The organism is Curtobacterium sp. VKM Ac-2861 (assembly GCF_013204965.1).
GTDB lineage: Bacteria > Actinomycetota > Actinomycetes > Actinomycetales > Microbacteriaceae > Curtobacterium.
This window is the reverse complement of the sequence record NZ_JABMLA010000001.1, coordinates 72402-97987: the sequence shown is the minus strand read 5'-3', so window position 1 is coordinate 97987 and position 25586 is coordinate 72402. Positions and strand designations below refer to the sequence as shown.

The following is a 25586-nucleotide window of genomic DNA, read 5'->3' as shown; positions in this document are numbered from 1 at the left end:
GTACAAGAGTTACTCTCTTTGAGTAAGTAGGCACCTCACGGTGCGTAACGGAGTTCGTTCGTCACGGAGGCCACGCCGGATGTCAGCACTCGAGTACAGCCCCTACGCGGCGGACTGCCCCAGCCGGCAGCTGCTCGACCGCATCGGCGACCGGTGGAGCGTGCTGACGATCGGCACCCTCGCCGACGGGCCGCAACGGTACTCGGCGATCGCGAACCGGGTGCAGGGCGTGTCGCAGAAGATGCTCACGCAGACCCTCCGGGCACTCGAGCGGGACGGACTCGTCACCCGCACGGTGTTCCCCGAGATCCCGCCGCACGTGGAGTACGAACTCACCGATCGCGGGCGGTCGCTCCGCCGGGTGCTCGAGCCGCTCGAGGCGTGGGCGACGTCGCACATGGACGACGTCGCGATATCGCGCGTGGAGTACGACGCGCGCTGACGTGGCGCGGGCGGGCGGGGCGGGCGCGGGCGGGGCGGGGGGCGCTTCGTGAGCAGAAATGGTCGGGTCCGCCGAACGCACCCGACCATTTGTGCTCACGAAGTGCCGCCACGCCCACACTCGGAATCCCCGACGGCGGCGAGTGGTTGCCTGGGGACATGCGATCGATCGTCTACACGAAGCCCGGTGACAGCAGCGTCCTCGAACTCGTCGAGCGGGACGTCCCCGAACCCGGCGCCGGCGAGGTCCGCGTCCGCGTCGTCGTCTCCGGCGTGAACCCGACGGACTGGAAGGCCCGGGCGGGCGGTACCTACGGCGACGGCCTGCCCTTCCCCGAGATCACCCCGAACCAGGACGGCGCCGGTGTCGTCGACGCGGTCGGCCCGGGTGTCGAGGACCTCGCCGTCGGTGACCGCGTGTGGCTCTTCATGGCCGCCGCCTCGCGCCCGACCGGCACCGCACAGGAGTACACCGTCGTGCCGGAGAGCCGAGCGGTCCGCCTGCCCGACGAGACGAGCTTCGACGTCGGTGCTTCGCTCGGTGTCCCGGCGATGACCGCGCACCGCGCCCTCACGACGCACGCGGACGGTCCCGCACGACTGGGCCCCGGTGCGCTCGACGGCGTCACGGTGCTCGTCGCCGGTGGTGCCGGAGCGGTGGGGCACGCGGCCATCCAGCTCGCCCGTTGGGCCGGCGCGACGGTGATCACGACGATCAGCTCGGACGACAAGGCCGCTCTCGCCACCGCGGCGGGTGCCCACCACGTCGTGAACTACCGGCAGGACGACGCCGCGGCCCGCATCCGCGAGGTCGCGCCCGACGGTGTCGACATCGTCGTCGAGGTGTCGATCCCCCAGAACGCCGAACTGGTCGCCGACGTCCTCGCGAACCACGGCGTCGTGTCGATCTACGCGAACAACGGCGGCGACGAGGCCACGCTGCCGATCCGCCCGAACATGAGCGTGAACGCGCGCTACCAGTTCCTGCTGCTCTACACGATCGGCGACGAGGCCCTGGCCGCAGCAGCCGAGGACGTCACCGAGGCGCTGCACGACGGCGTGCTGCCGGTCGGCGCGGACGCGGGACTGCCGCTCACCCGCTTCGACCTCGCCCGCACCGCCGACGCGCACGACGCCGTCGAGCAGGACACCGTCGGCAAGGTGCTGATCGACGTGCCCCAGGCGCAGTAGCCCCGATGCCCAGACGACGAACGGCTCCCACACCCGTGGGAGCCGTTCGTGGTGGACGATGCGGGAAGGGTCAGCGACCCAGGCGCGCGGCGATGGCTGCGGCGACCCGGATCCGGGCTGCTTCGCGCTCGCGCTCGATGTTGGCGGCGATGACGTCGAGGTCCTCGTAGTCGGCGTCGGTGGTGGTGTCGTTCCAGTTCGGCGATGAGATCCGGGCACGCCCGAACGACGGCGGAGCAGGGTTCACGGTCGTCATGAGGGCATCGTACGTCGAGCGTCCGACAGAGCGTGTGAGCATCACGGGCCTTTCCTTGGATTGCGGTCGCGCTCGGGGAACGAGTAGGTCAACGAGAACGCCACGGCCATGAACGACGCCATCATCGCGATGTTCTTGGCGTCGAGTTCGGTGAAGGCGTCGGGGACCGGGGAGTCGACGGTGAGCATGCCGAACGAGTACTGGTCGGACCGGATCACCACCGAGACGTACGACGAGTAGCGCGGTTCGAAGCCCGGCACGTCCTGGTCCACGTCGACGTCGGCCGAGCGGTCGCCGACGATCCGGGGTGATCCCCCGACCAGCACCCACTCGAGGTTGCGGTCGCCGTAGGGCGTGCCCGCGCGGAAGACCCCGGCGGTGTCGCCGGCACCCCCGTGACCGATCGGCTCGAGCGCACGCAGATCGGTGGACAGCTGGTACACGTTTGCCCGGACGTCGGGCACCTTCGGCAGCAGGTAGAACGCCAGGGCCACGGCGACCCGGTCGGCGACGACGGAGAGTTCGCCGTGGCGCTCGGAACGGGGCAGTTCGGTGAACCGGACGAGCCGGGTGGCGATCTGGCCGAACGCGTACCGGACCGCCGTCGACTGTTCGAGTTCGGCCCCGGTCGCGTTCTCCTCGGCCACCGCCCGCGCAGCGTCGCTGCGTCGGGTCCGGACCACCTGCACCGCCACGGCACCGGCCAGCACGACGAGCCCGAACACGACGAGCGACAGTCGCACAGCCGGGGTGACGAACAGGTTCGGCAGCTGGAACGCCGCAGTGGGCGCGGCCGCCACCACGATCGGCCACCCGACCGTGCCGACCCGTCCTGAACGCTGTTGCCCCATGACCACGACGCTAGGTCACGCCACCGACGCAGACGGAGTTGTCCACAGGTCGGTTCTCCACAGGATCCGTCGGGCTCCACCGGCCCGTCGCACGCAGCTGGTAAGCAAGACCCATGACCGATGCCAGCACGCCCGTTCCCGGATCCAGAGCCCTCGTCCTGGGGGGCGGAGGTGTCGCCGGCATCGCCTGGGAGGTCGGCGTCCTCACCGCCCTGCAGGACGCCGGCGTCGACCTCGATGCCGCAGACCTGGTCGTCGGCACGAGCGCCGGCAGCGTCGTCGGCGCCTTCGTCCGGAACGGCGCGGTGCAGCAGGCGTACGACCAGCAGCACACCCCCGCGCCGACGACCTACGTCGAGCCGCCGGCCATCGACACCGACGCCGTCCAACAGCGGATCGGTGCCGCGCTCGAGGGCGCGACCGGTGAGCAGGACGCCCGCGCCCGCCTCGGCCTCGCCGCCCAGCAGGTCACCGACGGACAGTCCGACGACGAGCGCGTGGCGACCTTCACCGAGACCCTGCCGTCCACCGACTGGCCGGCGAAGCCGCTCGCGATCACCGCGGTCGACGCCACCGACGGCACGTTCCGACTGCTGACCGCGGCCGACGGCGTCCCGCTCCCCCGTGCGGTCGCCGCGAGCTGCTCCGTGCCCTTCGTGTGGTCGCCCGTCGGCATCGAGGGCCGACCGTACGTCGACGGCGGGGTCCGCTCCGGCACGAACGCCGACGCCGCCGCCGGACACGAGCGTGTCCTCGTCATCGCCTGCGGTCCCGAGGGTCCGTCGCCGGTCGGCCCGTGGCTCGACGTCGCGGTCGAGTCGCTCCGCGCCGGCGGCAGCTCGGTCGAGGTCGTCGTGGCGGACAGCACCGCGCAGGAAGCCTTCGGCACGAACTCGCTCTCGCTGGCCACCCAGGCCCCCTCGGCCGAAGCCGGCCGCGCCCAGGGGACGGCGGTCGCCGAGCAGATCGCCGCCTTCTGGGCCGATGACCTGGTGAGCGTGGTCGCATGACGACGCCGTTCTCCGACCTCGACCAGTACATCGCGCTCCCCCGGGTCGACGGGATCGCGATCAGCCCCGACGGTGAGCGCGTCGCCCTGACGGTCAGTGTGCTCGACCCGGACCGCACCGGGTACCGGCGCTCGATCTGGCAGGTGCCCGCGACCCCGACCGTCGACGCGGACGGACCCACCGCACGCCCGGTCCGCCTCACCCGTTCCGCCAAGGGCGAGGGCGGCATCGCCTTCACCCGCACCGGCGAACTCCTCTTCGTCTCCGCCCGCCCCGACGCCGACGCCGCCGACGTCGACGCCGCCCAGCTCTGGGTCCTCCCGGCGGCCGGTGGTGAAGCCCGCCCCCTCACGCTGCTCACCGGCGGGGTCGGCGGCGTCCTGGCGACCGCTGCGGCCGCCGACACCGTCGCGCTCACCGCCGACCTGCTGCCGGGTGCCGGCTCTGACCCGGCGACCGTGATCGACACCGACGCCGAGCTCCGCAAGGCCCGAACGGGCAAGAAGGTCCGCGCGATCCTGCACGAGACGTACCCGGTCCGGTACTGGGACCACGACCTCGGCCCCGACCAGACGCACGTCCTCACGCTCGACCTGGCCGAGGGCCAGACCGAAGACCACGCCGAGGACGCAACCGCGCTCCCCCGCCTCACCGACCGCACGCCGGCTCCCGGCCGGTCGCTGGCCCACGTCGCCGGGGCACTCACGCCCGACGGTTCCGTCCTGTTGGCAGCTGTGGGTGTCCGGGAGGCCCGTGGGGACCGCTCGACGCTCGTCACGATCGACTGCACCAGCGGCCACCGCACGGTGCTGTTCGACGACGCCGACGTCGACCACGAGATGCCCGCGCTGAGCCACGACGGTCGCACGATCGCGTGGGTCCGGACGGTGCGCTCCACCCCCGCCGGTGCGAACCAGCAAGAGGTCTGGACGGCCGGCATCGACGGGTCGGACCCGCACCGCATCGCCACCGACTGGGACCGCTGGCCGAGCGAACTCGTGTTCGAGCACGGCGACCGCGCACTGCTCGCCGTGGCCGACCAGGACGGCCGGGCGCCCGTGTTCCGCATCCCGCTCGACGGCGCAGCCGTCGAGCAGCTGACCCACGACGACTGGGCGTACTCGAGCCTGCGCGTGGCGGAGGCGACGGGCGCGGTCGTGGCGCTCCGGGCCTCCTGGGCGGCACCACTGCACCCCGTGCGGATCGCGACGGACGGCGAGGTGACCCCGCTCGCGACGCCCGCGCCCTTGCCCGAGGTCCCCGCGCACCTGGAAGAGGTCGAGACGACCGCGGCCGACGGCGCGCGCGTGCGCGGCTGGCTGGTCGTGCCGGACGGTGACGGGCCGCACCCGCTGCTGCTCTGGATCCACGGCGGACCGCTCAACTCGTGGAACCAGTGGTCGTGGCGGTGGAACCCGATGCTCCTGGCGGCGCGCGGGTACGCCGTGCTGCTGCCGGACCCCGCACTGTCGACCGGCTACGGGCTCGACTTCGTGAACCGTGGATGGAACGCGTGGGGGCAGGCGCCGTACACCGACCTGCTGGCGATCACGGACGCGGTCGAGGCCCGAGCGGACATCGACGAGACCCGTACGGCGGCGATGGGCGGCTCGTTCGGCGGCTACATGGCGAACTGGGTCGCCGGGCACACCGACCGCTTCCGCGCGATCGTCACGCACGCGAGCCTGTGGGCGCTCGACCAGTTCAACGGCACCACGGACTCGTCGCAGTACTGGTCGTCGATCTTCGACGCCGCCGGCATCGAGGCCAACGACCCGCACCGGTTCGTGGCGGACATCACGTCACCGATGCTCGTGGTCCACGGCGACAAGGACTACCGGGTGCCGATCGGCGAGGGGCTGCGACTGTGGTCCGAGCTCGCCGAGCACCACGCGGCAGACGACGGCACGATGCCGCACCGGTTCCTGTACTTCCCGGACGAGAACCACTGGGTGCTCTCGCCGCAGCACGCCGTGGTCTGGTACGAGACGGTGTTCGCGTTCCTCGGGCAGCACGTGCTCGACCAGGAGTGGGAGCGGCCGGAGCTGCTCGGGTAGCGCGGGCGTGGCGGTCGACCCGGAACGTCACGATCGACGTCGCACGACATCGAGAACGTCGTTCCGGGTCGGATCCACCCGATCGACCCGACCCGGCCCGAGTCGGCCCGCGCTAGACGAACGCGGCCTGTCCGGTGATCGCCCGCCCGACGATGAGCGTGTTCACCTCGCGCGTGCCCTCGTACGAGTAGATCGCCTCAGCGTCCGCGAAGAACCGGGCGACGCCCTTGTCGAGCACGATGCCGTTGCCGCCCTGCACCTCGCGGCACCAGCCGACGGTCTCACGCATCTTCGCGGTCGCGAACGCCTTCGCCAGGGCGGAGTGCTCGTCGCCCCCGACGCCGGCGTCCTGCATGGCCGAGGCCTGCGTGCAGAGCGCGATCGAGGCCGTGATGTTCGACAGCGACTTCACGAGCAGGTCCTGCACGAGCTGGTGCGCGGCGATGGGCTTACCGAACTGGATCCGCTCGCGGGCGTACGCGAGCGCCGCGTCGTAGGCGCCGACCGCGATGCCGACGGCCTGCCAGGCCACCTCGGTGCGGGTCAGACGGAGCACCTCGGCCGTCGACCGGAACGAGTCGGCGCGCTGGAGCCGACGCGATTCCGGCACGCGCACGCCCTGCATGACGATGTCGGCGTTCTGCACCCCGCGCAGCGCGATCTTGTCCTCGATCTTGGTGGCGGTGAAGCCGGGGGTGTCCGTGGTGACCAGGAAGCCCTTCACCTGCTCGTCCGCGACGTCCTTCGCCCAGATGACGACGACGTCGGCGAAGGTGGCGTTGCCGATCCAACGCTTCTCACCGTCGAGCACCCACGTGTCGCCGTCGCGGCGGGCGGTGGTGCGCAGGCCACGGGCGGAGTCGCTGCCGGACAGCGGTTCGGTCAGGCCGAACGCACCGATGAGCTCGCCGGCCGCCATGCGCGGCAGCCACTCGCGCTGCTGTTCCTCGCTGCCGGCGACGGCGATCGAGTTCATCGCCAGACCCGACTGCACGCCGATGAACGTCGCGACGCTGGCGTCGACGCGTCCGAGCTCGAGCGCCGCCCACCCGCGGTACACGGCCGAGTTCTCGAACTGGCGCACGAGCGGGATCCCCGGCCCGTACATGCCCAGCTCGGCGAGGGGCGCGATCACCTGCATCGGGAACTCGGCGCGTGCCCAGTACCCGTCGGCGATGGGCGCGACATCGCGCTCGAGGTACTCGCGGAGTCGCCCGATCGACGCGCGCTCCGGCTCGGTCAGCTGCTGTTGGAAGCCGTAGAAGTCCGATTCGAGGAGGCCCGTCGTGGGCGTCAGCGTTGACATGGAACCAACGATGCATCATTCTCGAAAACGTTGCAAGGGAGGCTCGCGTGTACACATCGGATTCTGCGCTGCGCGCCTTCCGGGAGGCCCGCCACACGTTCATCGACGGCGCACGGATCGACATGGGCGCGTTGGCTGCCGCACTCGGCGTGGACCGTACGTCACTGTTCCGGTGGGTGGGCAACCGTGACCGGTTGCTGTCCGAGATCCTGTGGTCCCTCGCAGTCCCGACGCTCGACCGGGCGTCCCGTGCTGCCGACACGATCGGGTCGTCCGGAGCGGCGCGCATCGTCGACGTGCTCGACCGGTTCACCGCCGACCTCATCGAGGCCACCTACTTCCGCGCCTTCCTGACCCGCGAACCCGCGCGGGCGATGCGCCTGCTGACCACCTCGGAGAGCGACGTCCAGAGCCGGTTCGTCGAGCGGGTCACCGCGCTCGTGGTCGAGGAGCAGTCGTCCGGCGAGTTCGATCCGGCCCCGCTGTCCGCCGAGGAGCTCGCCCGGCTGCTCGTCCGGATCTCAGAGTCGTTCACCTACGCTGAGTTCATCTCCGGTGAGGCCCCCGACCCCGTCCGGGCACGCGCCGCGTTCGAGTACGTGCTGCGCCCCGCCGCCGATCACGCCACACCCGCACCTCCGATCGGAGACCGATGACCATCGACGAGTACCCGTTCCGCCGCCTCTACCCCACACGGTGGAACGACAACGACATGTTCGGGCACGTCAACAACACGATCTACTACTCGGCGATGGACAACGCGTCGACGTACTGGTTCCGCGAGGAAGCGGGCCTGGACCCGTTCACGTCGGAGTGGATCGCAGTGCTGGTGTCGTCGAGCTGCCGCTTCGTCGAGTCCGCCGTGTGGCCGGACGTCATCGAGGTCGGGATGCGGTCCAAGCACCTCGGCAACACGAGCCTGTCGTGGGAGTTCGGCCTGTTCCGGCAGTCCGACGGCGCACTGCTCGCCACCGGTGAGTTCGCGCACGTCATCATCGACCGCGAGGGCGCCCGCCGACCGATCCCCCTGCCGGAGTCGCTGCGCGCGCTCGTGACCGGCACGATGGTCGCGCAGGAGCCCGCCGTCGCCGACTGACCGCGGGGACGCGCCCGGCGCCGACGCTGCGCCGCCGCTCGGGCGCCGACCCTGCCCACCCCGGCGCACAACCAAAGTGCCCTCGAACCGCGCAATCGCGTGGTTCGAGGACACTTTGGTTGTGCAGGCCGGATCGGGACCAGGCTCCGGTGGCTGGCGCAGCGAGCAGGTCAGGGGCGGTAGTCGTCGCGGCTCGGCTGGTTCAGCCGCGCGGCGAGGTCGTCGCCCGCTGGCTTCGCGCCGTTCAGGGTGCCGAGCACCTTCGCGATGGTCGACAACACGAAGCCGGTCCCCCGGCCGATGGCTCGCACGAAGCGCATGACGTCCCCTCTCGTCACCCCATGCTAGCCCGCGGCCCGAGGCCTGCTCAGGACTTGAGGGCAGCGAGCTCGAGGTTGATGTCGTCGGGGTCCTGCACGGACAGGATCACCATGCCGGCGTCGCCGAGGTCGGTGACCTCGCCGTGCTCGACCCCTGCGGCGTCGAGGCGTGCAGCCGCCTGGTGCAGCTCGTCGACCGACCCCACGACGAAGCTCACGTGGTCGAGCCCGACGGTGTCCGGGTCGAACGTCTGCCCCGCCGGGGCGACCGGGCGGAGACCGAAGACCTGGTCGCCGAGCCGGAACACGGAGCCGCCGTAGAAGCGCTCACGGTCCTCGCGCACGCCGGGCTCGTCGACCTGGTCGCTGAAGTCGATCGCCGGGTCGGTGCCGAGCAGCTGCTGGTAGAACGCCTTGCTGCGGTGGATGTCGGTCACGGTGACGCGGACGTGGGCGAGGGCGGTCGGGCGTGCGAACGGTTCGGTCATGGTGGAGCTCCTCCGGGTTCGACCCGACGCAGGGCCGTCGGGTGCGCGCCGTGGCTGCGACGCGCACCCGAGGCAACCCCTGCCGCCTCGGTGCAGCCCGACAGCGTGCGGCGACCGGACAGCGGCGCTGGACCCGAACGCCAGCGCCGCGTTCCGGTCAGATGAGGTCGTCGGTCAGGTGGTTCGGCGTGCCGAAGCGGTGCGCCGTGATCGAGACCGCTTGCTCGCGGACGAACGGCAGGATCTCGAGCCGACCGGCTTCGGTCACCGGGCCGCCGTACACCGCGACGTCGGGACGCCCACCGATCGCCGAGTACAGCGCCGAGGTGTCGCCGCCGATGAGGCGGACACGGGTCGACGGACCCGCCCCGATCGACGACGCGAAGGACTCGTCGGAGACCGACTGCGACACGGAGCGCACGTTGGGCAACGATCGGATCGCCGCGGCGACGGACGACGGCAGTGCCGCGACCGCCGACACCTCGATCGTCGTGCCGGCCCGGAGCGCAGCCGCGACGACGCGGACGAGGTCAGGAACAGCATCCTCGTCACCAGAAGCCAGGCGCACCTGCACCGACGGGAACGGCAGGTACCGCGCGATGTTCCGCTCGGCGCTCAGGGCCGAGACGTCGGTCGCGGTGCCGAACAGCGTCGACCAGGCCTGCTCGTCGGACGCCAGCGACCGGTCGAGCACCTCCGAGGTCACACCGGCAGCCCGGACGAAGGCGCTGACCGGAGCAGAAGGAACGGACGCAGCAGTCGACAGAGCAGGCACCCACGACCCGAGCCCGAGCAGGTAGTTCAGCCCGCCGGCCTTCGTGCCCGCGCCGACGGCCGACTTCTTCCAGCCACCGAACGGCTGCCGACGGACGATGGCGCCCGTGATGCCGCGGTTGACGTAGAGGTTGCCCGCCTGGATCCGCCCGAGCCAGGTGCCGATCTCGGCCGGGTCGAGCGAGTGCAGGCCCGAGGTCAGGCCGTAGTCGACCTCGTTGACGATGTCGATCGCTTCGTCGAGGGTGTCGGCGGTCATCATGCCGAGGATCGGACCGAAGTACTCGGTGCGGTGGAACTCCGAGCCGCGGCGGACGCCCTGGCGGACACCCGGGCTCCAGAGCTTGCCGGTCTCGTCGAGCTGCTTCGGCTCGACGGCCCAGGTCTCCCCCGCGCCGAGCGTCGTCAGGCCGGCGAGCAGCTTGCCCGAGGCCGGCTCGATGATCGGACCCATCTGGGTGGTGGGGTCGGTCGGGGAACCGACGGTGAGCGAGGACACGGCGTCGAGCAGCTGGTTGCGGAAGCGCTTCGACTTCGCGACCGAGCCGACCATCACCACGAGCGACGCGGCCGAGCACTTCTGGCCGGCGTGCCCGAAGGCCGAGGCGACGACGTCCTTCACCGCGAGGTCGAGGTCCGACGACGGGGTGACGATCACGGCGTTCTTGCCCGAGGTCTCGGCGAGCAGCGGCAGGTCCGGGCGGAACGAGCGGAACAGCTCGGCGGTCTCGTAGGCACCGGTGAGGATCACCTGGTCGACCATCGGCGAGGCGATGAGCTGCTGGCCGAGCTCGTTCTCGGACACCTGCAGGAACGCGAGCACGTCGGCCGGGGCGCCGTGGGCGTCGAGCGCGGTCTCGATGATCGAGGCGAGGACGGCTCCGGAGCGCTCGGCGGGGGGCGCCGGCTTGAGGACGACGGCGGACCCGGCAGCGAGTGCGGCCAGGGTCGAGCCGGCGGGGATCGCGACCGGGAAGTTCCACGGCGGCGCGACGAGGGTCAGCGTGGCCGGGGTGAAGGTCGCACCGTCGAGGTCGTCGAGCTGCGACGCGAGCGAGCCGTAGAAGTGTGCGAAGTCGATCGCTTCGGACACCTCGGGGTCGGCCTGGTCGATGGTCTTGCCGGTCTCCGCGGCCATGACCTCGATGAGTGCTGCGCGGTTCGCCTCGAGTGCGTCGCCGACGGCGTGCAGCACGGCGCCACGAGCGGCACCGGACCAGGTCCCCCAGACCGCACCGGCGGCCTGGACGCGAGCGAGCGCCGAGTCGAGCGACGCGGCGGAGTCGACCCGGGCCTCCTGGACGGCGCGGACGCCGAGCGTCGACGACGCGATCCGGTCCGTGATCGCCGACCCCCACTGGCGCACCGACGCGACCGACGGGTCGCTGTCCGGCGTGTTCTCGAACCGGCCGGGTCCGGGGCGCCCAACGGCCGCGTAGCGGTCGGCGACGCGGTGGGACGCGGGAGCGGCGAGGCCCTCGGGTGTGGCGAGCGGCACGAGCGAGGCGCGGAAGCGTTCTTCTTCGCGGGCGAACAGCGGCGGCGACGACACCAGCGAGAAGACCGCGGACATGAAGTTGTCCTGCGAGGCGCCTTCTTCGAGGCGGCGGATCAGGTACGCGATCGCGACGTCGAACTCGCCGGGGTGGACGACCGGCGTGTAGAGCAGGAGGGAACCGACTGTGTTCTTCACTGCCGACGCCTGGCCCTGCGCCATGCCGAGCAGCATCTCGAACTCGATGCCGTCCCGCACGCCCCGTTCGCCGGCGAGCAGCCAGGCGTGCGCGACGTCGAACAGGTTGTGCCCGGCGACACCGACGCGGACGTTCTCGACGCGCGACGGGGTGAGCGCCCAGTCGAGCACGCGCTTGTAGTTGGTGTCGGAGTCCTGCTTGGTGTGCCAGGTGGCGAGCGGCCAGCCGTGCACCGAGGCCTCGACCTGCTCCATGGGCAGGTTCGCGCCCTTGACCAGGCGGACCTTGATGCCGGCACCACCTCGGGCGCGGCGGGCCGCGGACCACTCCTGCAGCTGCTCCATCGCGGCGAGCGCGTCAGGCAGGTACGCCTGCAGCACGATGCCGGCTTCGAGCCCGAGGAACGCGGGCTCGTCGAGGAGCTTCGTGAAGACCGCGATCGTCAGGTCGAGGTCCTTGTACTCCTCCATGTCGAGGTTGATGAACTTCGCCGGGGTCGAGGCCGCGGCGCGCTCGAACAGCGGGCGGAGCTGCTCGACGATGTCGTCGACGGCGTGGTCGAACGCCCACGGCGAGTGCGGGTGCACGGTCGACGAGACCTTGATCGACACGTAGTCGACGTCGTCGCGTGCCAGGAGCTTGTGCGTGCCCTCGAGCCGGCGCGCGGCCTCGCGCTCGCCCAGCACGGCCTCGCCGAGCAGGTTCACGTTGAGGCGGACGCCGTCCCGCTTGATCTTCGCGATCGCCGGGCCGAGCTTCGAGTCGGTCGCGTCGACGATGAGGTGGCCGACCATGCCCCGCAGCACTCGGCGAGCGATGGGCACGACGACGCCCGGAAGCACCGGTGTCATGCCGCCACCGAGGCGCACGAGTCCGCGCATCGCGGCGGGCAGGAACCCGGGGGCACCGGGCGCGATCTGCCGGAGCTTGCGCGCGGCGACGGCGAGGTCTTCCGGGCGGACGACGCCGTCCACGAAGCCGACCGCGAAGTCCAGACCTGCGGGGTCGGCGAGCACCCCGGCGAGCTGCTTGGCGGAGCCGTCCACCGGGAACGACTCGGCCTCGGCCAGCCACTGTCGGACGAGTGCGACGGACTGGTCCGCCAGCGCGTCGTGGTCGGTGGCGGGGTGCTCCTGCAGGGTCGTCATGGGATCAGTGTGGAGGCCCGGGATACGGTAGCGGAAGCGACCGTTCCTGATGGGTACCGTTCACTTGCACTACCGAATCAGCCGCGACCCCGCTACCGTCAAACCATGCTCGACGTCCGCCGCCTGGTCCTGCTCCGCGAGCTGTCGATCCGCGGCACCATCGCGGCCGTCGCCGAGGCCATGAACTTCACGCCGTCGGCGGTCTCGCAGCAGCTCAGCGCCCTGGAACGCGAGGCAGGGGTGCAGCTCCTCCGCAAGGCGGGTCGACGGTTGCAGCTCACCCCGCAGGCCGAGGTGCTCGTCGCCGCCGCCGGCCACGTGCAGGACGTGCTCGAGCAGGCCCAGGCGCAGGTCGAGGACACCCTGCCGTCGGTCCAGGGGCGAGTGCGCGTCGCCGTGTTCCAGTCCGCCGCCCTCGCGCTGATGCCCAACGCCCTGCACGAGATGGCCACCGAGCACCCCGACGTCCGCGTCGAGATGGTGCAGCGCGAGCCGGAGACCGCCCTGAACGAGACCTGGGCGCGGGACTTCGACATGGTCATCGCCGAGCAGTACCCGGCGCACGCCGCCCCGCACCTGTCCGGGCTCGACCGCTCGGACCTGACCACCGATGCGGTCCGGCTGGCGCTGCCGCCGCTCGACACGGCACTGTTACCGGTCTCGAGCCTCGAGGACGCCGAGGCCCTGCCGTGGGTGATGGAACCCCGCGGGACGGCGTCGCGACACTTCGCGGAGCAGGTGTGCCGACGCTGGGGCTTCGAGCCGGACGTCCGCTACGAGACCGCCGACCTGCAGACCCAGATCCGACTGGTCGAGTCCGGCAACGCCGTCAGCCTGATGCCGGACCTGATGTGGACCGGACGCACGACGACCTGCCGGCTGCTCGAACTGCCCGAGCAGCCCCGCCGCACGATCTTCACCGTCGTGCGCGCCGCCGGGGCGTCCTCGCCCGCGGTCCGTGCGCTGCGCGCAGCCCTCGAACGCGCCGCGGCGGCCGTCGGCGACTGACGGGACCCGTCCCCGACCCGGCTGACTGCACCGAGACCGAACCGAGACCTGACGGGCCGTCAGGATCGCGGGGTCGACGACATCTCCTTGGTGAGGGCACTTCTCGGTGCCCCGTCCGGTATCCGAGGGGGATCCCATGAGTCAGCCCTGCACGTCCACCACGCGTCGCGTCGCCGCGATCGGCGCCGCCGTCGCCATCGTCGCCGCCTCGTCGGCCCTCGGCATCGGCGCCACGACCGCCGTCGCCGCCGAGGAACCGACCGCGACCAGCACCGTGACACCGGCGGCGACGAGCGCCGCGACACCCGCTGCGTCCGCCTCGCCCGAGACGCCCGAGACGCCCGTCCCGACCGACACCCCCGACGAGCAGCCGGGAGGCACGACTCCCGATCCGACGCCGGCTCCCGCCGACGAATCGGAGACCCCACTGCCCGCTGCGCCCGCCGCCGACGACGGCAGCGACCTCGCGTTCACGGAGCCGTCGACCGCGGACGCCCCGCTCGTCCTCACCGCGACCGCCGGCACCCCGTTCTCGCACACCTTCGAGACCACCGGCGGCAACGGCACCGTGGGCTACGCCATCCAGGACGCCCCGTCAGCGGCGTACAGCGTCAACGTGGAGACCGGTGTCCTGAGCGGCACCCCGACAGAGGCCGGCACGTTCGACTTCGAGGTCGTCGCGTTGAGCGGCTCGACCCAGATCACCGAGTACGTGGAGCTCACCGTCTCCCCCGGTGCCCCCGTGGGCGTGACGTTCGGGGTCGCGACGCCGGACTACGACGGCCTCTGGCAGGTCGAAGCCGACGGCACGATCTGGGAGCAGGCCGCCGGGCAGGGCCGAGTCCGCATCGTGCCGGACATCCCCGTCGCCGAGGACACCCCGCTCACCCTCGCCGGGCTCGCCGTCGACGCCTACGGCAACCGGACCACCCCCGGCGGTGACGACGACTACCCGCGGTCGACGGTCACCAGCACGGACGACTCCGACGTGGCGACGTGGAACGACGGAGACTCCTCGACGACCGTGACCTTCGGCGGGATCGGTACCCGGACCGTGACGGTCTCGGAGGGCGGCGTCTCCACGGCGTTCGACGTGGTGGTCGGGGTCGAGGGCACCGGCGAACCCGCGGCTCCGGACACCATCACGTTCGACGAGCAGTCGACGCCGGAGTCCCCGATCCGCATCGAGACGATCGCAGGCGAGCAGGTCGAACGCACCTTCACCGCCACCGGGTCCTCGAGCGAGCTCCACTACGTCCTGCTGACCGGTGCGACCGCGTTCCCCGTCCCGGGCAACGAAGCCCCGACCGCGCCGCTCGGGCTCTCCGTCGGTGACACGAGCGGGGTCCTGAGCGGCGCCCCGACGGTGGCCGGTGAGTACGACTTCCAGGTCATGGCGATGAACGGCTCCCGGGCGGCCACGCAGTACGTCCACCTGTCCATCCGTCCGGCCGCGACCGAGGAACTCAGCCTGCTCGTCGGGACGATCGGGTCCCCCAGGGGCTGGCTCCGCGACGGCCGGGGGCTGCGCGAGGTCTTCGCTGAGAGCGGGGAGTCGATCCCGTTCGACGCGGTCCCGGTGGCCCAGGGGTCGACGATGGCCATCCGCGTGACGGCGCTCGACGCGTTCGGGAACAGCACGCGGGAGTCGGACGGCGCGCAGCCCGTCGTGACGAGCACGGTGTCGAGCGACGAGGTCTCGCTCCCCCACGGCCCGTGGGAGCCCCGCGTCGCCTTCCCGCACACGTCGCCGCACACGATCACGGTCGCACTCGGTGACGTCTCGACCTCGTTCGACGTGGACGTGCAGCCCGCGGCCGCCACCGTCGGCACCACGACCCCGACGGCCGGTACCGGCACCCTCGCGTTCACGGGCGCGGAGACGTCCGGCCCGCTCGCCTGGGCGCTCGGCCTGCTGGCCGCCGGCGGCGGCCTGCTCGTCCACCGCCTGCGCCGCCGACGCGCCTGACGCGGTGCACCGCACCGGATGACGGACGGGAGGCCCGTGGCGGATCCGCCACGGGCCTCCCGTCCGACGCGGGTTCCCGCACGGACCCCCCAACCATGGTCACATTCCGGTCACCGACGCCTGAACGGCCACGCAGCCCCGCTACGATCCGAGCAGGCCGAAACTCTCGGCAGATTCTTACGATCCGGCCACCCAGCCGGACCTGAACATGGGGGGAACCCGTGCACCGCAGCACCTCCGCCGTTCGTCGCGCTTGCGCCGTCGGCACCACCGTCGCACTCGTCGGTCTGACCACCGGTCTCGGCATCATGTCGGCGACCGCCGCCAGCGCCGTCGAGCCGACCGACTCGACGCAGCCCGTCACCTCGAACGAGACCACTGCGCCCGTCGCGACGGAGACGCCCGCACCGACCGACGAGCCGTCGGTCCCCGCGGACGAGACCACGGAGACCCCGGCCCCGGCACCCGCCGAGGAGACCCCGGCCCCCACCCCGACCGACGACGCGACCACCCCGACCGACGAGCCGACCACCCCCGCGACGACGGCTCCCGCCGCCGAGACCCCGGCTCCGACCGCGACGCCGACCCCGGACGTCACCACGAAGGCCGCCGACGCGACCGTCACCATCGACGGTGCGGCCAAGGTCGGCACCCTCCTGAGCGCCGTCGTCACCGGCTTCGACGAGGACTCCTCGTACAAGTACGTGTGGGCTGACCAGGACCGCAACGTCCTGTCGAAGACCGCCACCTACCGCATCGACCCCACCGACGTGCGCAAGACGATCACCGTCACGGTGACCGGCACGCTGCCCGGCGCGACCGAGACGACCTCGGTGACTTCCGACGCGACCGCGCCCGTCACGCAGACCCCCGCCTTCCTCGGCGAGGACGGCAAGCCGACGAAGGCCGGCGCCGACGAGGACCACCCGCTCGAGCTGAGCACCACCGCCGGTGACGCGTTCTCGCACACCTTCCGCGCGCAGGGCTTCCCGGAGCCGAAGTACGCGCTCGCCTGGTTCTCGGAGTTCGACGAGGAGCTGTACTCGGACGACGACGAGGCCGGCACGCCCGACGACCAGCTCCCGGACGGCATCACGTTCGACGCCTCCACCGGTGAGCTCAGCGGCGTCTCGACGGAAGCGTCCGACTGGACCTTCGCGGTCACCGCGACGAGCGGCACCGAGACCGTCACGCAGTACGTCGACCTGACCGTCGAGGCCGCAGCGCCGCTCGGCATCATCGTCTTCACGACCGACCGTGCCGGTGCGTTCGACCTCGGCGAGGACGAGGACGACACGAGCACCCGGACCAGCTGGATCATCGACCCGGAGGGCACCGTCTACACGTTCACCATCACGGGCGACGGTGAGGGCGGCTACACCGGCAACGAGGTCGAGGGCGGCCGGCCGACCATCAAGCAGGGCGGGACGCTCGTCGTGTCCGGCGGCCTGGTCGACGTGTTCGGCAACGAGATCACCGACGAGAACGAGGAGTCGATCGTCCCGACCGTCACCTCGGACGTGGCGAGCGACGTCATCGCGCCGGACCCCGACCTGGGCTTCTTCGGTCTCGTGAACGTCACGTTCCCGCACGCGTCGATCCACAACCTGTCCGTCTCGGCCGGTGACTTCACCACCTCGTTCGCGGTGGATGTCCAGCCGACCGCCGTCCCGGCCGTCCCCGGCGTGGCCACTCCGGTCACCCCGGTCCCCGCGGCCGCACCGGTCACCCCGACGAACCGTGGCGGCCAGCTCGCCTACACGGGTTCGGACGCCACCGGCGCCCTGCCCTGGGCCCTCGGCCTGCTCGTCGCCGGTGCCGGCCTGATCGGCGCCCGCACCCTGCGCCGTCGCCGCGCACAGCGCTGACGGACGACCAGCGCTGACGTACGACCAGCACTGACGGTCCCCGTCGTCTCCCGTCCGTCGCGTGCCCGCGTGACGGACGGGAGGCCCGGCTCGGCCCCGCCTGTCCCCTCCCCGGGGCGGCGGGGCCGTTTCCGTCCCACCGTCGGTAGCGTGGGCACCATGCCCACGCTGCTGCACATCGACTCCTCGGCCGACCTCTCCCACTCCCGTTCGCGCGCGCTGACCGCCGCGTTCGCCGATGCCTGGCGCGCACGCGGCCCGGAGTACACGGTGGTCCGCCGCGACCTGCACGTCGACCAGCTCCCGCACCTCGAGACCTCGGCGCTGCACTGGGCGGCAGCGGACCGCACCGCGGACGAGTCCGTCGCTCCCGAGGCCGAGGCACTACGCCAGGAGGTCATCGACGAACTCCTCGCCGCCGACGTCGTGGTCGTCGGGTCGCCGCTGTACAACTACACGGTGCCGTCGACGCTCAAGGCCTGGATCGACCGCATCCACATCCCCGGGGTCCTGGCGGGCGACGTGCAGCCCCTGGCCGGCCGGCCGGTCGTGACCGTGGTCAGCCGCGGTGCGACCTACGACGCCGGCACCCCGACCGAGGACTGGGACCACGGCTCGCCGGTCCTGCACCTCATCCTCGGCACAGCGCTCGGCATGAAGCTCTACCCGATCACGGTCAGTGCGACCCTGGCCGACCGGCTGCCCGACCTCGCCCCGCTCGCCGAGCACGCGTCTGCCGAGCTCGCCGACGCGAAGACGACCATCGAGCGCCTGGCCATCACGCTCGGCTGACGTCAGGACGCGAGCGGTCAGGCGGGGCGGACCTCGCCGGACCGGCCGAGCAGCTCGGCGTGGAACGCCGTCTGCGTCAGCGCGCTCGCGAGCAGGAACCCGGTCATCGACTCGATCCCGCCGCTGAACGGCACGCGGGCGGCGACCTCGAACAGCGTGGGCCGGTCGAGCAGGTCGAGCGCCTCGACGACGTGCCGCGACCGCTCCTCGCGGTGTCGAGCCAACGTCTGCGCGCGTGCGACGACGTCGGTGAACCGGTACTCGTGGCCCGGGCAGACCTCGAGCCCGGCGTACACGTCGAGTCGGCCGAGCGACGCCAGGTAGTCGCCGAGCGGGTTCGTGGCGGTCCGACCACCGAGGCCGATCCCGGAGTTGATCCGCGGCAGCACGTGGTCACCGGTGAACAGCAGCCCGTCTGCCTCGTCGACGAAGCACACGTGCCCGGCGGTGTGCCCGGGCGTCCAGAGCGTCCGGATGGTGCGCCCCGGGATCGGCAGCACCTCGCCGTCGGCCAGCAGCAGGTCGGCGTACGGCGCCTCGCTCCGCCCGAGTCCGATCCGTCGTCCGCTCCCCCAGGCTGCGACGACGCCGTCGTGCAGCTCGGGCGGCAGGCCCCACGTGGCGATGTCGGCGTCGTTCCGCACCGCGTCGGTGCGCTCGCGCTCCAGCGCGTCGACCTCGAGCCCGTGCATCGCGACCCGCGCACCGGTCGCTCGGCGGATCGCGGCGGCGGCACCGAGGTGGTCGGCGTGCAGGTGCGTCACGGCTATGAGGGACACGTCGTCGAGCGACCGGCCGATCGCCGACAGGGCGGCGCGGACCTCGTCGAGCCCGCCGTCGGCCGACCACCCGGGATCGATCAGCGCGAGGGATCCGTCCGACCCCTCCACCACGTAGACCAGGGTCGCATCGGGCACCCCGAACCGGAACGGCACCGCGAAGGTCCAGATCCCCGGCCGGACCTGTTCGACGGGCGGCAGGACGCCGTCGCGGAGCGCGGCGGCCTGCACGGGGCTGATCGGTTCCGGAGCCGGCGCTGCCGACGGGGGCACGGTCGTCACCCGCACCACAGTACTGACGCGAGCCGACCTGCCCCGGGTGATCCGGGCCTCCCGGCCGCACTTCGTGAGCAGAAGATGTCGAGTCGTCGCGCCGGACCCGACCATTTCTGCTCACGAAGCCCGCAGCGCCGCGCAGCGCTGCCCACCGGCGCCCGAGTAGACACGACGCATGGAGATCGCACCGATGCTGGCCAAGGCCGTCGCCGACGTCCCGGAACCCGACAGCGTGACCGGTGGCCTGCGGTACGAACCGAAGTGGGACGGCTTCCGCGGCATCGTGACGATCGACGGCGACGACGTCGAGATCGGCAGCCGCGGGGCGAAGCCGCTCACGCGCTACTTCCCCGAACTCGTCGAGGCCTTCCGCGCGCAGTTCGGCGGCTGCGACCACCCGGTGGTGCTCGACGGCGAGGTGATCCTGCGCTCCGGCGAGCCCGGAGCCGAGCGCCTCGACTGGGAGGCGCTGTCGCAGCGCATCCACCCGGCGGCCTCGCGGATCGCGAAGCTCAGTGCCGAGACGCCCGCGCAGTTCGTCGCGTTCGACCTGCTCGCGGCGGACGGCGACGAGCTGGTCGACCTGCCGTTCGACGAGCGACGTGACCGGCTGGAACAGCTCGCGAGCGGCATGTCCGACCCACTGTTCGTCACGCGCACCACACTCGACGTCGACCAGGCACGCGAGTGGCTCACCACCTTCGAGGGCGCCGGACTCGACGGCGTGGTCGCCAAGCGCCGGGCCAAGCCGTACGAACCGGGCAAGCGGACCATGCTCAAGATCAAGCACCACCGGACGGCCGACGTCGTCGCGATCGGGTACCGCGTGCACAAGAGCGGCTCGGGCGTCGGGTCGCTGCTCGTCGGGCTGTACGGCGACGACGGTGAGCTCCGCCAGGTCGGCGGCGTCTCAGCCTTCTCCGACAAGCGCCGGCTCGCCCTGGTCGACGAGCTCGAGCCGGTCGTGCTCCGCGATGCGGACGGGAGGCCCGTCACCGGTGACGGGGAACGGTCGCGTTTCTCGTCGGGTCGCGACACGTCGTTCGTCCGGCTGACGCCGGAGGTCGTGCTCGAGGTCCGTTACGACCAGATGGAGGGCGACCGGTTCCGGCACACGGTGCAGTTCGAACGGTGGCGTCCGGACCGCGACGCGGAGTCGTGCGGGTTCGACCAGCTCGAGGTGCCGTCGGCGTACGACCTGCGGGATGTCCTGTCCTGACGCGTGGTTGTCCGTTTTTCGTCGTCTTGCCGGTGATCGCAGGAAAGTAGTTAGCCGAACTAGCGAAACGCTGCCACGATGGAGACCAGCAGCAGGAGGCACCCATCCCGGGAGCCCCAGGACCGAAAGCGGATCGACATGAGCACCAGCACGCTTGTCCGCCACTCGCAGCGGAACCCCTTCACCGAGGTGCGCGAGGCACGCCGCCAGCGCACCCTGCAGCTCAGTGCGGTCATCAGCGCCATCGCCGGCGTGACCGCCACCGCGCTCGCACTCGTCACGATCGGCCTGGGCTCGTGATCGTCGACGGCATCAGCGACGCGCACCGCGGCACCTGGTCGCGCCTGACCCGCCTGCACACCGCGAGCGTCGGACTGCCGATGCAGACGTCCCGCGTCGACGACCCCGACCGCTCGACGAACACACTGCCCGCCGTCTGACGGTCCCCGCTGGCTCCGGGTCAGGACTTCTTCGCTCGGGACGGTTGCACGCGCGGCGGTTCGCCGGGCATCTTCGGGAAGTCCGGCGGGAACGGTAGTTCGCCCTCGCCGTTCTCCAGGTCCCGATCCCACCACGCCAGCAACGGCGCGATGCTCGCCGGGTCGTCGTGCATCGCCTGCCACGGGTCACCGATCGTCGCCAGGCGCTCGGGGACGGTCCGGATCGTGAACGCCGCCGGGTCCGCCGTCGGCAGCTCGTCCCACGTGATCGGCGTCGACACCGAGGCGTGCGCCAGGGCCCGTGGACTGTAAGCACCGGCCATCGTGCGGTCACGGTTCGCCTGGTTGAAGTCGACGAAGACCCGCTGCCCGCGCTCCTCCTTCCACCACGCCGTCGTGACCCGGTCGGGCATCCGCCGTTCGAGTTCCCGGGCGGCCGCGATCACGGCGTGCCGGACGTCGAGGAACTCGTGCTCGGGCGCGATCGGGGCGAACACGTGCAGACCGCGGTTGCCGCTCGTCTTGATCCACGCCGTCAGACCCGCTTCGTCCAGGACCTTCCGGAGTTCCTGCGCCACGGGCACCGTGTCCGAGAAGTCCGTGCCGGGCTGCGGGTCGAGGTCGATGCGGAGCTGGTCCGGGTGGTCGCTGTCCTCGGCGCGCGAGGCCCACGGGTGGAAGACCACGGTGTTCATCTGCGCGGCCCACACCGCGACGGCCGGCTCGTCGATCACGAGCTGCGGGTGCTTCCGGCCGCTCGGGTACGTCACCGTGACCGACCGCACGTAGTCGGGGGCACCCTTCGGCGGGTTCTTCGAGAAGAACTGCTCGCCGTCGACGCCGCCCGGGAACCGCTGCAGCGAGATCGGTCGGTCGCCGTTCGCGCGGACGAAGGCGTCGCCCACCGTCACCAGGTACTCGGCGAGGTCGAGCTTCGTGATCCCGGCGTCCGGCCAGAGCACACGCGATGGACTGCTGATCCGGACCTCGCGGTCCCCGTCCGGACCGGGCACCCGCACCGTCGTCGCTTCGCTCGCCATGCAGCGGAAGGTACTCGGTGCACGATGGACGGGTGAGCGCGTACCTCGGAGTGGACCTGGCGTGGGGACTCGGCACCGCGGGCCGCGCGCCCAACGAGACCGGGCTGGTCGCGATGGAAGCCGACGGCACGATCACCGACGCCGGATGGGCCCGCGGGGTCGACGACGTCACGACTTGGATCGCGGAGCGCCTCGGACCGCGGTCGCTCATCGCCGTCGACGCCTCGCTCGTCGTGACGAACCCGACCGGCATCCGCGAGTCCGAACGGCAGGTCGGACAGCGCTACGGCCGGTGGAAGGTGGCGGCGAACCCGACGAACCAGGCCTCTGCGGCGAGCGCCGGCGCCCAGCTGCTCGGCCGGCTCACCGCACTCGGCGTCGGGTACGTGTCCGACACGGCATCCATGCACGCCAGGACCCGGCCGGCGATGTTCGAGTGCTACCCGTACACGACCCTGGTCGGCGTGGAGGAGCTCGGGTACGACGTCGAGCGGCCCCGGTACAAGCGCCTGGACCTCAGGGTGCCGGCAGCCGAGGCCCGGGCACGCCGCGCCGAGGCGTTCGACGAGCTCGTCCGGCGCGTGCGCGAGACCCCGCTCGACCCGCCGTTGCAGCTCGACTCGCATCCGCTGACTGCGGGGCTCGCCGACCCGTCAGTGCTGCACGGCCCGACCCACAAGCACCGCGAGGACCTGCTCGACGGTGCCCTGTGTGCCTGGACGGCGGCGTTCTGGGAGCGGCATGGCGACCAGCGCGTGCAGATCCTGGGAGGCGATCCGGGCCTCCCGTCCGACCCGGTGGACGAGGCGGGCCGCCAGCCGGTCGTGGTGGCGCCCGCGCGCCCGTCGCAGCGGAGGCCGCCGGAGATTGTTCAGTCGTGCTCGCGCTGAGCGTCTGAAGCGATCACCTTTGCGAGCAGGTCGCGCAGTGGACCGAGATCGCCCAGCATCGAGCGGCGCGCTGCAGAGTGGTTTTCGGACTTCGTCGCCTGCTGCCAGTCGAGCGTGACGTCGTGCTCAGCCGCGTACTGTCGCCAGAACTCTCGCTGCGTTCGACCGTTGCCCTCCATGAAGGGGTGGATGTAGTTGAGCGTCGCGAACTGCTCCGTGAGGAAGTCGAGCGGCCGCTTCAGCATCTCTCCCCCGCCAGCCAACTCGCCGTCGAGCTGGGCCATCCGCGGAGCGATGAGTTGGGGAGGCAGGAAAGGTTCGTCCGGGTTCTTCGCGATGCCGTCGAGACGGTACTCGCCAGCCCACTCGTAGACGTCCTGGAAGAGGTGGGCGTGGATTCGTCGAATCCGCTGCGATGGTCGAAGACCGCGGAGACCGCCGACCTCGCCGAGCAGCAAGTCGAGTTCGCGGTCTTGCACCTCAGGCACTTCGAGTGCCGCGAGTGCGGCTCTGCTCGTCGCTCCGAACTTGTTCCGCAGAACGAAGTGCTCGTCGTGGTAACCGCCGACCGGTCGACTCACCGGCGGTGTGCGAAGGCCCGGAGCTCCTCGCGGCTGATCTCACCCCGTGCGAAGCGGCTCATGTACTGAATCCACTCGGGGTTGTCCTCGAACCCTTCGAGTCGGCCGGAGTGGATGACCGCCGCCACGGCGTGCGACCGCTTGGCGCGCTCGGCGCCACTGACGGTTCGAACGACTCGCTTGGCCATGAGACCGATTCTACGCGGTCGAGCCCTTGCACTCCAGAGCCGGGTGGACGCACCGACGCGCGGCTAGGGTTGACCGGTGAGCACGACGAGCGAACCCCTGCACATCGGGCTGGTGTCGCTGCACACCTCCCCCGGAGACGAACCCGGCTCGGGCGAGGTCGGCGGCATGAACGTCGTCGTCCGGCACCAGGCCGAGGCGCTGGCCGATCGTGGCCACCACGTCGACATCATCACGCGGCGTTCGGCGCCGACGCAGCCGGACTCGGTGTCGCTCGTGCCGGGGGTGTGCCTGCGGTTCCTGTCAGCAGGTCCGGCGGAGCCGGTGCCGAAGGGCGAGCACGACGCGTTCATCGAGCCGTTCCGCCACGAGCTCGAGCAGCTCGGGCCGTTCGACGTCCTGCACTCGCACCACTGGTTCTCCGGTGCCGCTGCCCTGCCGGTCGCCCGTCAGCGCGGCATCCCCCACGTGCAGTCGTTCCACTCGATCGCCGCCGACCCCGAGACGCCGCTGTCCGAGGGTGAGCGGCCCGAGTCCGCCGGGCGCATCACGGGCGAGCAGCAGCTGGCGCGCGAGTCCGATGCGGTCGTCGTGGTGTCCGAAGCCGAGGCGTCGACCGTCCGGACGCGGCTCGGCGGTGCCGACGCGCGGATCTGGATCGTGCCGCCCGGGGTCGACGGGTCGGTCTTCCGTCCGGCGGCCGCCGGTGCGCGCCGGGCCGCCACCCCCTACGTCGTCGCGGCGGCTCGCGTGCAGCCGTTGAAGGGGCTCGACCTGGCAATCGAGGCGATCGCGGGCATCAGCCAGGAGGCCCGTCCCACCTTGGTCATCGCCGGAGACGCCTCGAGCGAGGCGGGTGACTACGTGGACGAACTGCGTCGGCTCGCCGCCGCGCGTGGCATCGCCGACCGCGTCACCTTCATCGGGCCGCAGTCGCGTGCCGACCTGGCGTTCCTGTTCCGTGGCGCGGCAGCCGTGCTGGTGCCGTCGCACTCCGAGACGTACGGCCTCGTGGCGCTGGAGGGCTCGGCGTCCGGGGTGCCGGTCGTGGCCGCGGCTGCCGGGGGGCTGCGCGAGGCCGTGGTCGACGGTGAGACGGGTGTCGTGCTCGAGTCCCGTGAGCCGTCGGTGTGGGCTGCCGAGATCGAGCGGATCCTGACCGACTCCGGGTACGCGGCCGCGCTGTCCTCGGCCGGCCGGGAGCACGCGGAGCGTCTGAGCTGGGAACGATCGGCTTCGGGGCTTGAGGACGTGTACCGCCGGGTGCTCGGCCGCTCGTGAGTCGCTTCGACGCGTCGGGGTTCTGGGCGGCGCTCGACGCCGTGCCCGTGGAGGCGGACGCCGAGGCGCTCTACGACCTCGGTTCGGCCGAGGGGCGGTTGCGGCGATCGAACCTGCAGCGGTACCTGGAGCAGTTCGGGCCGGCGGCGGACACCCTGCTCGTGGCCGAGGCGCCCGGGTGGCGCGGCATGACGAACACCGGCATCCCGTTCGCGAGCCTGCGCGAGCTCGAGACGGACCGGTTCAGCGACGACTACCTGGTGCCGCCGGAGCCGACCGCTCCGTGGGAGGCATCATCGCGCGTGGTGCAGGCGGCACTGTCCGACTGGGCCGGGCCGCTCCCCGTGGCGTGGGCGATCTTCCCGCACCACCCGTTCGTCGCCCCGGAACGGTTGACGAACCGCACGCCCCGTCCGGCCGAGGTGCGGTCGGGAGCGCCCGTCGCCCTCGCGCTGCTCGAGGCGCTCGGTGGCGTCGACCGGGTCCGGGTGGTCGCGGTGGGGCGGAAGGCCCAGGGTGCGCTCGCGTTGGCCGGCATCGAGGCGATCGCCGTCCGGCACCCCGCGCAGGGCGGCGCGAAGCAGTTCACGGAACAGCTGCGAGCGTTGGACCGCTCGCTGTAGTT

The 25586-nt window shown here is 71.7% G+C and carries 26 protein-coding genes; 16 read left to right on the top strand and 10 right to left on the bottom strand.

The window, feature by feature from the left end; all coding sequences use genetic code 11:
• Positions 1 to 79: 79 nt before the first annotated feature.
• Both HQQ88_RS00405 and HQQ88_RS00400 read left to right on the top strand, forming a co-directional pair.
• Positions 80 to 442 (top strand): helix-turn-helix domain-containing protein, encoded by a 363-nt coding sequence (locus HQQ88_RS00405; RefSeq protein ID WP_173168344.1) that lies wholly within the window; start codon positions 80 to 82, stop codon positions 440 to 442.
• Between the two features lie 158 nt (positions 443 to 600).
• Complete coding sequence (locus tag HQQ88_RS00400) at positions 601 to 1632, top strand: NADPH:quinone reductase (protein WP_173168343.1); 1032 nt, start codon at positions 601 to 603, stop codon at positions 1630 to 1632.
• Between the two features lie 70 nt (positions 1633 to 1702).
• On the opposite strand, the gene HQQ88_RS00395 is transcribed toward HQQ88_RS00400, so the two are convergent.
• Both HQQ88_RS00395 and HQQ88_RS00390 read right to left on the bottom strand, forming a co-directional pair.
• On the bottom strand, positions 1703 to 1888 hold the full coding sequence (locus HQQ88_RS00395; RefSeq protein WP_123312988.1) for a hypothetical protein: 186 nt from the start codon (positions 1886 to 1888) through the stop codon (positions 1703 to 1705).
• 41 nt (positions 1889 to 1929) lie between these two features.
• Positions 1930 to 2739 (bottom strand): GAF domain-containing protein, encoded by an 810-nt coding sequence (locus HQQ88_RS00390; RefSeq protein WP_123939195.1) that lies wholly within the window; start codon positions 2737 to 2739, stop codon positions 1930 to 1932.
• Positions 2740 to 2852: 113 nt separating this feature from the next.
• Here HQQ88_RS00390 and HQQ88_RS00385 point away from each other — a divergent pair, with 113 nt between their 5' ends.
• Positions 2853 to 3749 (top strand): patatin-like phospholipase family protein, encoded by an 897-nt coding sequence (locus tag HQQ88_RS00385; RefSeq protein WP_131922578.1) that lies wholly within the window; start codon positions 2853 to 2855, stop codon positions 3747 to 3749.
• On the top strand, positions 3746 to 5806 hold the full coding sequence (locus tag HQQ88_RS00380) for an alpha/beta fold hydrolase (RefSeq protein WP_173168342.1): 2061 nt from the start codon (positions 3746 to 3748) through the stop codon (positions 5804 to 5806). The genes HQQ88_RS00385 and HQQ88_RS00380 overlap by 4 nt, the downstream gene beginning before the upstream one ends.
• Before the next feature lie 112 nt (positions 5807 to 5918).
• Here the strand turns inward: HQQ88_RS00380 and HQQ88_RS00375 are convergent, their stop codons facing one another.
• Positions 5919 to 7112 (bottom strand): acyl-CoA dehydrogenase family protein, encoded by a 1194-nt coding sequence (locus tag HQQ88_RS00375; RefSeq protein WP_173168341.1) that lies wholly within the window; start codon positions 7110 to 7112, stop codon positions 5919 to 5921.
• Between the two features lie 47 nt (positions 7113 to 7159).
• On the opposite strand from HQQ88_RS00375, the gene HQQ88_RS00370 reads away from it, so the two are divergent.
• Both HQQ88_RS00370 and HQQ88_RS00365 read left to right on the top strand, forming a co-directional pair.
• Positions 7160 to 7768 (top strand): QsdR family transcriptional regulator, encoded by a 609-nt coding sequence (locus tag HQQ88_RS00370; RefSeq protein ID WP_123939198.1) that lies wholly within the window; start codon positions 7160 to 7162, stop codon positions 7766 to 7768.
• Positions 7765 to 8208, top strand: a complete 444-nt coding sequence (locus HQQ88_RS00365) for a thioesterase family protein (protein WP_123292423.1) — start codon at positions 7765 to 7767, stop codon at positions 8206 to 8208. The genes HQQ88_RS00370 and HQQ88_RS00365 overlap by 4 nt, the downstream gene beginning before the upstream one ends.
• Positions 8209 to 8378: 170 nt before the next feature.
• On the opposite strand, the gene HQQ88_RS00360 is transcribed toward HQQ88_RS00365, so the two are convergent.
• The 3 genes from HQQ88_RS00360 to HQQ88_RS00350 form a co-directional block, all read right to left on the bottom strand.
• A complete protein-coding gene (locus HQQ88_RS00360) occupies positions 8379 to 8528 on the bottom strand; it encodes a hypothetical protein (RefSeq protein WP_173168340.1) in 150 nt (49 codons plus the stop codon).
• A gap of 47 nt (positions 8529 to 8575) precedes the next feature.
• Complete coding sequence (locus HQQ88_RS00355; RefSeq protein WP_123292422.1) at positions 8576 to 9016, bottom strand: VOC family protein; 441 nt, start codon at positions 9014 to 9016, stop codon at positions 8576 to 8578.
• A 157-nt stretch (positions 9017 to 9173) separates the two neighbouring features.
• Positions 9174 to 12632 (bottom strand): bifunctional proline dehydrogenase/L-glutamate gamma-semialdehyde dehydrogenase, encoded by a 3459-nt coding sequence (locus HQQ88_RS00350; RefSeq protein ID WP_173168339.1) that lies wholly within the window; start codon positions 12630 to 12632, stop codon positions 9174 to 9176.
• A 105-nt stretch (positions 12633 to 12737) separates the two neighbouring features.
• Here HQQ88_RS00350 and HQQ88_RS00345 point away from each other — a divergent pair, with 105 nt between their 5' ends.
• The 4 genes from HQQ88_RS00345 (at position 12738) to HQQ88_RS00330 (ending at position 18269) form a co-directional block, all read left to right on the top strand.
• Positions 12738 to 13640, top strand: coding sequence for a LysR substrate-binding domain-containing protein (locus tag HQQ88_RS00345; protein ID WP_111086860.1), 903 nt, complete (start codon positions 12738 to 12740; stop codon positions 13638 to 13640).
• A gap of 136 nt (positions 13641 to 13776) precedes the next feature.
• A complete protein-coding gene (locus tag HQQ88_RS00340; RefSeq protein WP_173168338.1) occupies positions 13777 to 15609 on the top strand; it encodes a hypothetical protein in 1833 nt (610 codons plus the stop codon).
• A 221-nt stretch (positions 15610 to 15830) separates the two neighbouring features.
• Positions 15831 to 17477: a putative Ig domain-containing protein gene (locus tag HQQ88_RS00335; protein ID WP_173168337.1), complete on the top strand. Its 1647-nt coding sequence runs from the start codon at positions 15831 to 15833 to the stop codon at positions 17475 to 17477.
• Between the two features lie 159 nt (positions 17478 to 17636).
• Complete coding sequence (locus HQQ88_RS00330) at positions 17637 to 18269, top strand: NAD(P)H-dependent oxidoreductase (protein ID WP_173168336.1); 633 nt, start codon at positions 17637 to 17639, stop codon at positions 18267 to 18269.
• A gap of 17 nt (positions 18270 to 18286) precedes the next feature.
• Here the strand turns inward: HQQ88_RS00330 and HQQ88_RS00325 are convergent, their stop codons facing one another.
• Positions 18287 to 19330 carry an MBL fold metallo-hydrolase gene (locus tag HQQ88_RS00325; protein ID WP_173168335.1) on the bottom strand — a complete coding sequence of 348 codons (1044 nt, stop codon included), beginning with the start codon at positions 19328 to 19330 and terminating at the stop codon, positions 18287 to 18289.
• 169 nt (positions 19331 to 19499) lie between these two features.
• Between HQQ88_RS00325 and HQQ88_RS00320 the strand changes: the two genes are divergently transcribed.
• The 3 genes from HQQ88_RS00320 to HQQ88_RS00310 all read left to right on the top strand — a co-directional run bounded on the left by HQQ88_RS00320 (position 19500) and on the right by HQQ88_RS00310 (position 20983).
• Positions 19500 to 20543 (top strand): ATP-dependent DNA ligase, encoded by a 1044-nt coding sequence (locus HQQ88_RS00320; protein ID WP_123292418.1) that lies wholly within the window; start codon positions 19500 to 19502, stop codon positions 20541 to 20543.
• A gap of 138 nt (positions 20544 to 20681) precedes the next feature.
• Positions 20682 to 20843 carry a hypothetical protein gene (locus HQQ88_RS00315; RefSeq protein WP_159573681.1) on the top strand — a complete coding sequence of 54 codons (162 nt, stop codon included), beginning with the start codon at positions 20682 to 20684 and terminating at the stop codon, positions 20841 to 20843.
• Positions 20840 to 20983, top strand: a complete 144-nt coding sequence (locus tag HQQ88_RS00310) for a hypothetical protein (protein ID WP_173168334.1) — start codon at positions 20840 to 20842, stop codon at positions 20981 to 20983. Before HQQ88_RS00315 ends, HQQ88_RS00310 begins: the two co-directional genes overlap by 4 nt.
• Before the next feature lie 20 nt (positions 20984 to 21003).
• Here HQQ88_RS00310 and ligD read toward each other — a convergent pair whose 3' ends face one another.
• Positions 21004 to 22023 (bottom strand): non-homologous end-joining DNA ligase, encoded by a 1020-nt coding sequence (ligD, locus tag HQQ88_RS00305; RefSeq protein ID WP_173168333.1) that lies wholly within the window; start codon positions 22021 to 22023, stop codon positions 21004 to 21006.
• A 32-nt stretch (positions 22024 to 22055) separates the two neighbouring features.
• Between ligD and HQQ88_RS00300 the strand changes: the two genes are divergently transcribed.
• Positions 22056 to 22913: a DUF429 domain-containing protein gene (locus HQQ88_RS00300; protein ID WP_173168332.1), complete on the top strand. Its 858-nt coding sequence runs from the start codon at positions 22056 to 22058 to the stop codon at positions 22911 to 22913.
• Here HQQ88_RS00300 and HQQ88_RS00295 read toward each other — a convergent pair.
• Together HQQ88_RS00295 and HQQ88_RS00290 are read right to left on the bottom strand one after the other, a co-directional pair.
• The gene (locus tag HQQ88_RS00295) at positions 22895 to 23494 is read right to left on the bottom strand and encodes a Fic family protein (protein WP_173168331.1); all 600 of its coding nucleotides are present in this window, start codon (positions 23492 to 23494) and stop codon (positions 22895 to 22897) included. The two genes, HQQ88_RS00300 and HQQ88_RS00295, sit on opposite strands and share 19 nt — an antisense overlap.
• Positions 23491 to 23682: an antitoxin VbhA family protein gene (locus HQQ88_RS00290; protein WP_131846296.1), complete on the bottom strand. Its 192-nt coding sequence runs from the start codon at positions 23680 to 23682 to the stop codon at positions 23491 to 23493. Before HQQ88_RS00290 ends, HQQ88_RS00295 begins: the two co-directional genes overlap by 4 nt.
• A gap of 76 nt (positions 23683 to 23758) precedes the next feature.
• Here HQQ88_RS00290 and HQQ88_RS00285 point away from each other — a divergent pair, with 76 nt between their 5' ends.
• On the top strand, positions 23759 to 24961 hold the full coding sequence (locus tag HQQ88_RS00285) for a glycosyltransferase (protein ID WP_123292415.1): 1203 nt from the start codon (positions 23759 to 23761) through the stop codon (positions 24959 to 24961).
• Complete coding sequence (locus HQQ88_RS00280) at positions 24958 to 25584, top strand: uracil-DNA glycosylase (RefSeq protein ID WP_173168330.1); 627 nt, start codon at positions 24958 to 24960, stop codon at positions 25582 to 25584. Before HQQ88_RS00285 ends, HQQ88_RS00280 begins: the two co-directional genes overlap by 4 nt.
• Positions 25585 to 25586 lie beyond the last annotated feature (2 nt).